This is a genomic window from Candidatus Methylobacter favarea, from assembly GCF_902806695.1.
Taxonomy (GTDB): Bacteria; Pseudomonadota; Gammaproteobacteria; order Methylococcales; family Methylomonadaceae; genus Methylobacter_B; species Methylobacter_B favarea.
On sequence record NZ_CADCXN010000127.1, the window covers coordinates 1 to 8,099 of the forward strand.

The 8,099-nt window shown below is 44.2% G+C and carries 9 protein-coding genes; all 9 read right to left on the reverse strand.

Going from position 1 to position 8,099, the window contains the following annotated elements; genetic code table 11:
• Window positions 1–242: 242 nt before the first annotated feature.
• The gene (gene hepT, locus HUX64_RS18730) at window positions 243–656 is read right to left on the reverse strand and encodes a type VII toxin-antitoxin system HepT family RNase toxin (RefSeq protein WP_174627707.1); all 414 of its coding nucleotides are present in this window, start codon (window positions 654–656) and stop codon (window positions 243–245) included.
• Window positions 641–1,087 (reverse strand): type VII toxin-antitoxin system MntA family adenylyltransferase antitoxin, encoded by a 447-nt coding sequence (mntA, locus tag HUX64_RS18735; RefSeq protein ID WP_174627708.1) that lies wholly within the window; start codon window positions 1,085–1,087, stop codon window positions 641–643. The genes hepT and mntA overlap by 16 nt, the downstream gene beginning before the upstream one ends.
• A gap of 3 nt (window positions 1,088–1,090) precedes the next feature.
• Complete coding sequence (locus HUX64_RS18740) at window positions 1,091–1,333, reverse strand: hypothetical protein (protein WP_174627709.1); 243 nt, start codon at window positions 1,331–1,333, stop codon at window positions 1,091–1,093.
• 832 nt (window positions 1,334–2,165) lie between these two features.
• The gene (locus HUX64_RS18745) at window positions 2,166–2,327 is read right to left on the reverse strand and encodes a glycosyltransferase family 2 protein (protein ID WP_174627710.1); all 162 of its coding nucleotides are present in this window, start codon (window positions 2,325–2,327) and stop codon (window positions 2,166–2,168) included.
• Between the two features lie 35 nt (window positions 2,328–2,362).
• Window positions 2,363–2,704, reverse strand: coding sequence for an EamA family transporter (locus tag HUX64_RS18750; RefSeq protein WP_217426622.1), 342 nt, complete (start codon window positions 2,702–2,704; stop codon window positions 2,363–2,365).
• Window positions 2,705–3,409: a class I SAM-dependent methyltransferase gene (locus HUX64_RS18755; RefSeq protein WP_174627711.1), complete on the reverse strand. Its 705-nt coding sequence runs from the start codon at window positions 3,407–3,409 to the stop codon at window positions 2,705–2,707.
• On the reverse strand, window positions 3,399–4,412 hold the full coding sequence (locus tag HUX64_RS18760) for a glycosyltransferase family 2 protein (protein ID WP_174627712.1): 1,014 nt from the start codon (window positions 4,410–4,412) through the stop codon (window positions 3,399–3,401). Before HUX64_RS18760 ends, HUX64_RS18755 begins: the two co-directional genes overlap by 11 nt.
• Entirely contained in the window at window positions 4,402–6,954 is a 2,553-nt protein-coding gene (locus HUX64_RS18765) for a DUF7657 domain-containing protein (protein WP_174627713.1), read from the reverse strand. Before HUX64_RS18765 ends, HUX64_RS18760 begins: the two co-directional genes overlap by 11 nt.
• A 315-nt stretch (window positions 6,955–7,269) precedes the next feature.
• A partial coding sequence (locus HUX64_RS18770; RefSeq protein ID WP_217426623.1) for a class I SAM-dependent methyltransferase occupies window positions 7,270–8,099 on the reverse strand: 830 nt, incomplete at its 5' end.

An 8,099-nucleotide genomic window follows, 5' to 3' on the forward strand; every position in this document is an offset into this window, starting at 1 on the left:
ACGGCCATTCGCTCGGCCGTCTTTGCAGTTCGCTTGCTTGCCGCATTTTGGACAATCCATCACGCCCTCCCAAGGCACCTGAATGTTCCAAAACTTATACATTGTCTATATTTATTTAGCAATGCCATAAGGCAATCGGCAGTTGTTTTTAGTATATTTATAACCAAGTCGTTTCTTTTGAAAAATTAAAGTTCCATAAGCTAAAAACTGGCGATGCTTTGGGCAGATAGCTTTCTATCGTGTTAATCCAGTTCTTTCGCCGCTATCTTCGCAAATTCTGTGAAGTCTGCCAGATGGTTTTTTACAATGCTGTGCACAATCCGCCAGTTGATTACATCGTAGTTATGGACTGCAATGTTACGAAAGCCAACGGCTTTTTTCAAGCTGAGCGCCAGTGCCGCAGTTAATACTCCGGCTTGTGCAAGTATATCGAATGTTTGGCCCATCGTGTCGGGCGGCGGTACATCCATACCTGAAATCAGGTGTGCGCCAATGTCCACACATATCTGCACGGCTCGACTGAGGTTGAGCGAGATAATGTCTTGCAGATCAAGGTCGGTGATTAAGGTATCGGCTTCCGGGGGGCATTTGGTTTCGATGCGTTGCAAGCAGCGCCGCAGCGATTCCAGTTTTTGCCCAACTATTTCCCTATCCATGCAGTCCGCCTTTCTGCCAACACCCGGTTGCGATACGGCATAAAATCGGCCTGTTCAAACAAATGCCGGCTAATCAAGCGCCCATACTCCCCATTGCTACCCAGCAGGCGACGGCCATGCCGCAAAATTTGCCCCAATAAAGGCTCGGCCACCACTTTTAGATCTATCAGGTCAACAGGGCGGCCCGTTTGCTCTGCCAAGGCAGCGATAATAGCCATTTTTTCAACCGCTGTTAACGGCTGGTTGGCCGCTACCGCAATATCCAAATCACTATCTGGACGTTGTCGACCTTGGGCAACCGAGCCAAATACCAGTGCCAGTATCAATTCCGGAAAGCCCGCCAATACCTCCCGCAGTTGATTGTCGATTATGAAAGGCACAGTCTTGGTCTGATCCTGAGCGATGAGCGTGTGGCCGGGAACGATTTTCATAGCTTATAAACTTCCTCCCGGAAAGCCTGCGATCTTACTGGCAGAGAACTCCAGTATCTCATGACCCAACGCCGGCCGCGCCTTGACTTGGGTAAGGCCGGTAAATGAAAACGGTACCTTGTAGATATTGCCCACTCTAATTTTAAGCAGGGTCAGCAGCACTCGTGATGGCCTGGAGACATGGACAGGCTCCAACAGGCGCACTTCGCCGGAAGGTTCTAAAATGGCTTCGACGGTTTTAAGCATGGATTTTCTCCGCGAGGGAATCATCGGGGTAAGGCTGATTTTACCCAGGTTAACGTAATGATAACTTAGGTCTTAAAAGAAGCAATTGATTTTCAGAGTTATATGGCGGGATTCCCTTCCCCGAAGCTGGTCGGTGTTTTTACCTTCGATTTGAACGTAGAAGCTATTACCCATTTCAAAACGTGAATGACGAGGCTGAAAACCCGGTCACTCATCGGCGTTACAAAGCAACGTTGATCGATAGTGAGCGATACCTGCTTACCGCTATATCGAACTCAATCCAGTGCGCGCCAATAAGGTAGTGCATCCATGTGAGCATTCTGGTCAAACTGCCTCTGCCATGCTGAGGGCAAGCTTGACAAATGATTGCCGATCACGCCCTGTACGTTGTCTTAAAGAAAGAAAATGAGGCGCGTCAAGCAGCGCACCCGGCGTAATTCAAAGCGCATGTGAGTGTGAAGCGACACTTGTTGCAAGCCGCGAGGCAACCCATAAAGGATGGGCGTTAGGCAACAATCGATTTATGGAAGAAATTGCTTCAGCGCTGAGTAGCTCCGTTGCTGAAGAGAAGGCCCAGGAAAGATAGAAGTGGAGTCTGAACCTATATTCTAATCGTCTGATTACTATTAATTATCATGATTCACTTCCCAAGCCAAATAACCAAGAAGAGCAATCGTAATAACCAAGGATGCAACAACAAATAATTCATTCATAACTCTCTTACCTCACGAATTAATGATTTTATTCTCTTATGAACAACAACTACAAACCCTGCAGAAAAAAGAATGCTGCAAAAGCTAAACTTATGATTAATAAATTGGCATTCATATAATTAGTCGCCATCCAGCTTAATTGCGTTGTCCAACAGAATAATCTCATAAGGCTTGACCGTCTGAGCCATCAATGCCATCAAGCAGCGTTCAAGGAATGGTTCGCCGTTCCAATTGACGATAATGACAGAGGCTCGGCTATTATCACCCATTCTGGCGGACATCTCGTATTAACTTTATCAAGGGCTTCACTTAGTTACTAAGCCTTCACTGTCACTACAATTCCAATCATAATTAGCGCTACACCCACAAAATACTGCAAGTGAAAACGTTCTCCGAAAATTAGATGACTACCTAGAGGAACAAGAACAAAAGCCAAAGCCATCAAAGGATAAACCCGCCCAAGCTCTACCTTTTGCAATACCCAAACCCACGCAATAGTGGTAATTGCATAAAGAGTCATTGCTGCAAGGAGTGTCGCGGCGGTTTTAAGCGCAAAGAAACTTCCAGTCTGAGCTAGAGAAGTAGCGCTAACTTTGAACAGAATCTGACCTATAGCCAGCCCAATCACACATATCACCGCAACAATTTGAACCAACATTCAGTCTTCCATCTTGTCGACGATTGCATGGCAAACAAAGAACAGATTCAAGTCAATGGATGGAATTGGGAAAGGCCACCAGGACTCAGTACGCTCGGGAAAGTAATGGCGTAGCAAGGCAATCAGGTTATTGCATGAATTAACATGCTCTCTTGCCATGACATAGTCGTAGGCAATGCCTTGTGCAAGCGCATTTTTCCTGGGGCCCAAATGCCTGCCCAATCGCCAGGCAATACCTGGATCAGTTGGAATAAGTATAGAAAGTACGCCTCTATTTTTGACTACGCGCCGCCATTCCTTAAGCGCCAAGTGTGGCTGACTAATATGCTCAAGCACATGACTTGCAATCAGGCGATCAAAACTATTATCAACATAATGCAACTCCTCACCACTTTGCGTTTCATATAACAGTTTATTATCGAACTTACCTTTCAACTTGCGTTCAGCAACTTCAAGTGTCTTTGCATCCAAATCGGCTAATACATAGTGATCAAAACCATGACGAACAAAATTCAAATGTTCGCCTGTTCCCGCGCCAATTTCCAACACTTTGGCGAAATGATCATTTTCCTTAAAATTCTTTTCGGCGAGACGATGGCTTGCCCTCATCACTGTTGATTGCAAGGGACTGGCATAGTTGGACTCATCATACACATCCGCAAATCGGGCGCGATAATCCAGCCAAGCCTGATCTTCATTTTTCATTTAACTCTCCGAGTAATAGTTGCTTGTTATTTGAATTCCGGCGCATCTTATGGAATGGTCTGCGTGGGACATTTGCTATGTCATAAGCAAGAAAAGCCAATATCAGCTGAGTTCCCATTAAAATGGGCAATACTGCCAGCATTACCGTACCAGCTGGAGTGGTAACACCTTTTTGTAACGAATTGATCCAGTGATAAGAACCATACCCACCGCCTGATATTAGCAGCAATAGTCCCATCGGTAATTCAATAGAAGCTAGAGACATATCGCGTAGATAATAATTATAAAAAATTCGTTTTGAAAAATTGCGAATATGTTTAAAAAGAAACTCGCCAACAATTTTCGAGATTTTCAGATTGCTTATTTCGTCGCCATATTGGGCATCCATAGGCACATCCATTACAACAGCACGCAGCGTATTGAGCCTGAATAACATGTCAGTTTCAAAGAAGTAACGGCAGCTGATTTTATCAAAAGGCAAATGCCGCACTACATCGGCCTGGATGGCGGTATATCCGTTGGTGGGATCAAACAAATCCCAATAACCCGAGGAAAGCTTGGTCATGAACGACAGCACTGCATTACCAAAAAGACGGACCTTGGGCATGGCCCGGATTTCCTCAAGATCAAAGAAGCGATTCCCTTTGGTGTAATCTGCATCCCCTGCAATGATGGGTGCGACAAATGCAGGTATTAAACCTGGATCCATCTGCCCATCACCGTCAATTTTGACAATTACTTCAGCTCCCGCCTCAATTGCGGCACGATATCCTGTTAATACTGCACCACCGACTCCCAGATTCTGGGAATTACGCAACACAACTACACGATCATCAAGGCAATTCTTTACGATGAAATCTCCACTGCCGTCAGGACAAGCATCGTCCACCGCGAAAATGACTGATACTTCAGCACCTATCTTTTCGATCACATTTAATACGTGGTTAGTAACCCGGTAACAAGGTATAACAACAGCTATTGTCAATTCCGTTTTAATCAGCATTTAAGTCCCCTGTTATTTGAAACCATGCCCACCCTTTTTCATTCCTTATGTAGGTTAATTTGGCATTTTTCCGTAACGCTTCCTCCTCATGTTGAGGAGCCGCCAGAACCCCTGCCCCAGTCTTGCGAAAATCAAAGTGCTCCAAGTCAACCATAACTCTCACTATGTCAGGATAGGGCGAGTCAATTTGATAATTATCAATGTCTTCGATACTCTCTCCAGAAAAAACCAGATGCTGATATCGATTGTATGTATTCGATTCGATATGATCTTTGTCTAATCGCTCCCACAGCGATTTCTGCGGATAATAAAAAGTTCCATTTGCTACAGAACGACCACTTGCCAATAGATGCATTGCTGGTACTTCTGTTTCGCCGAGTACCAGTATTCGTTCACTCGCAACAGAATCTGATCTCTTTTCATCAAAGTCATTAATAAATGATGCGACCGTAATACTGTGCGGAGCAATATTAATTGGATTGAATGGCAATGTTGTTGCTACTGACAACGCCAAATTAAGGTAGATGAATTCTCTGAATTTACTCAGTGCCAGCCAATATCCAGCAGCTACGATAATAAAAAAAAGCATCACAAACACACCTGGCGAAAAGCCAGCGATTATGCTCGTATGAAGGTGTGAAATGCTGTTGAGCACCACAGCTGCCCATATCGATGCCACCACGATTGCCAATGTTCTGATTGGAATTTTGTTTGGAAAAGGTTTTAGGCTAGATGACAACAACAATCCACATAACAATATGTTTGATAGCCCCAAAGCAATCTCGGCTCTCTGCGGCTGAACGCGTCCCCAAAGTGAAAATTGAGCTACTTCGACAGGAATGCCGACCAGAGTAAAATACAAAATAAAACTAATTGACACTGCAAGGGCAATTTCTACCGCACCAATCACTTTTTGGTATACCCGGAGAGCGAATAATAAAACCAGTGGCAGCAACATATAGGAAAAAGAGGCTATTTCGCTCTGGTTGCTATACGTGCTATTCAGCTTATTTAACGTGACCAAATTCGTAAAGCCGCGCAGCAATTCTGGTAATTCAACTTTTCCACCCGTGAGTGTAGTTCTTTGCCCAGGATACACTGTGGCTAACATAGCTTGAATTGCCAGATTAGCATCTGACCACCACTTCCACAATATCAAACCCGAAATAATGATTGCAATTGCAAATGATGCCAGCCTGAATTTGTTGAAGTTTCTGTATAGCTTATCTCTAACAACAATACCAATGACCAGCGCAAGAAATACATATCCCAAAGATACTTGCCAAGGCGGATATAAAATCAAAACAAAACCAGCTAAAGCTAACCCCAAAATACCGCCTAATGCTAGCAATGCAAATTGGCTATGCGTTCTCAAAATAGCGATTGCAGAAAGTAAGGCAAGACTTGGAAAAAACACGGCATAGGCAGGCCAATTAGACCATGCCGCCACATAAGGAGAAAAACTAAACCACAAAGCAATTAGAAAGCTTGATCTCCATTGCCCCCGCAAAAGTAAAGCAACAACCCCCCAGAGAGCGAACAAACAAGCAAATATCGGAAAAAACCAGTACCAGGATAAGGCTCTTTTCAAATCAAATAGAAAAAACCCCCAAGTAGCCGGTTTGGCTACTGCTGAAATATGCGCTACGGGAACACCGGCCATACCGACAACGAGCATATTCTGACCGTCTTCGCCAAGATTGGTATTAACTATCGGGAATTTCGGGTAATAGTTGTATTGAGCTATAGCAAAGGGAGTGAATACACGATACTCATCACTCCGGACAGGCTGATCATGTCCCAAAACATTAGTTGCATCAGACTGAACAAATGGCGTTTGTTGTAGCCCCAAGTTCACTGAAGAACCTGTGATGCCCAAACTAATGAGTACACAAAAGCACAAGAACAACGTAGAACCAAAAATTACAGACGGCTTGATCAAATAATTGGTTTTTGAAAATAGTATTCCAGCTAATGTATCAGCCTGAAAATAGACCGTACAAAGCAAGATAAACAGGAATACTAGCGCCAGTCTCATAGCCCATAGGGTCTGTCTGGACTGATTAAAACCCTCCTTAACATGAACCCGTTCAACCGCAGGATTAACAATTAATTTCTCTACTTGGCCATTATCAAGCTCCGCCAATACCTTGACTAGATATTCACCTGATTTCAACTTAGTTGGCAATACCATATTAATGCGCCAACCAGAATTAACCCAATCATTGCGCTCCATTGCTTTAACAACATCTGGGCGTTTAAATCGTTCAAAAGGCCCTTCATAAATCAGTTTATCGGCGAACCAAATGGAGATAGAAACAACTTTATTATCTGGTTTTGTCGAACCTACCCAGCCTTGAGCTGTTAATTTATCACCATCCACGACAAGCGAATCTACATGCCCTTTTAAAACAGATTCACTTGTTATGCTTGGCTCTGAATAGGCACTACTGACGCCAGCCAAAAATAAAAAAAGCCCCCCCAAGAAAACAGAAACAGCATTTCCCGAGTACACCATCGTTAGTATTGTTTTGATTTTCATTATGAATTCTAATTTTCTTCAGATTGAATTAAAATGTGGCTGTTACGCCAGGAAAAGACTTTACAATCTATCGTCTGATCAGAGGCTATAGGCAGGAACGGACTCAAAATAGCTCAACACATAAGCCACGGCCCAGTATTAACACCTCAAACTTCTTATCCATCGGCAGACTCGCAGGTCATTAAAAGGCCGATACCAGGTCTAATAGACTAAGGCGTATCACACCACTCCCCTGGCGCCAGTTAATACACTGTCCATATCAGATGGAATTGCAGAAATGTCTATCTATTTTTTTCCGTTTGAAGCCCCGCGGCATCAGGCATTTTCAAGCTTTCTGATTTGCAGAGCCGAAAGGCGGTCTAACGGTATGGAAGCATCACTCTTTTTGCCTAGTGATACATAAAATTCACACTCCGTCGTATCAAACTCCGCTTTGATTTCCAGCTTGATCAAGCCAAGCCCCAGCAAATCTGAAACCATAAGACGAAACGACGCCGGTGTAAATCGCCAGCAGTGCGCATCAATATAATCGGTCGCAGAAACCGATTGGGCCCAGACCGCTTGCGCCTGAGCAATGGTGTACAGAAACTCGTCTGCACCTCCCTGCACATCTGATGACCATGCAATGTTGCCATTTCGCTTGGCTGCGTTGGCGAAGTGATCAAATATCTGTCCATGACTGGGCCTTACCCGCTTTTCTGCATAGGCATCCAGCACATTCCCGGTAGAGCTGGTTGAAGAGAAATAATCAAAACAATAGCGCTTATCCGGTATAACCAAAGACAAAATGCCATCTGGCTTAAGTAGCGCTTCGCACTGCTGAAAATATGAAATCAAGTCGGGTACATGTTCAATAACATGACTGGCAATGATCCAGTCGTAGCAAGCAGTTTTACCTGTCAGATCCTGAAAAGGCTCTCCGTGCCAGACAAAGTCAACCTCCTCTATGTTTTCAAGTTTTACGCCATATATTTCTTGCCCCTTATACTTCACTCGAAGTTGATCCGCAGTCGCGTGATCAAGGATATGTACGTTAAATCCTTCTTTTTTAGGCGCCATAGGATTGTGGCTAGGGCCAATTTCCAGACCCAGACCTGTTTTGTCCAAAAGATGGAAGACCTTCTCTTCACGTGAAGTTCTGCCGA

Excerpts from the sequence above, each read along its gene's own strand:
- hepT (WP_174627707.1), bottom strand. The coding sequence starts at position 656 with ATGGATAGGGAAATAGTTGGGCAAAAACTGGAATCGCTGCGGCGCTGC.
- mntA (WP_174627708.1), bottom strand. The coding sequence starts at position 1,087 with ATGAAAATCGTTCCCGGCCACACGCTCATCGCTCAGGATCAGACCAAG.
- HUX64_RS18740 (WP_174627709.1), bottom strand. The coding sequence starts at position 1,333 with ATGCTTAAAACCGTCGAAGCCATTTTAGAACCTTCCGGCGAAGTGCGC.
- HUX64_RS18745 (WP_174627710.1), bottom strand. The coding sequence starts at position 2,327 with ATGTCCGCCAGAATGGGTGATAATAGCCGAGCCTCTGTCATTATCGTC.
- HUX64_RS18750 (WP_217426622.1), bottom strand. The coding sequence starts at position 2,704 with ATGTTGGTTCAAATTGTTGCGGTGATATGTGTGATTGGGCTGGCTATA.
- HUX64_RS18755 (WP_174627711.1), bottom strand. The coding sequence starts at position 3,409 with ATGAAAAATGAAGATCAGGCTTGGCTGGATTATCGCGCCCGATTTGCG.
- HUX64_RS18760 (WP_174627712.1), bottom strand. The coding sequence starts at position 4,412 with ATGCTGATTAAAACGGAATTGACAATAGCTGTTGTTATACCTTGTTAC.
- HUX64_RS18765 (WP_174627713.1), bottom strand. The coding sequence starts at position 6,954 with ATGAAAATCAAAACAATACTAACGATGGTGTACTCGGGAAATGCTGTT.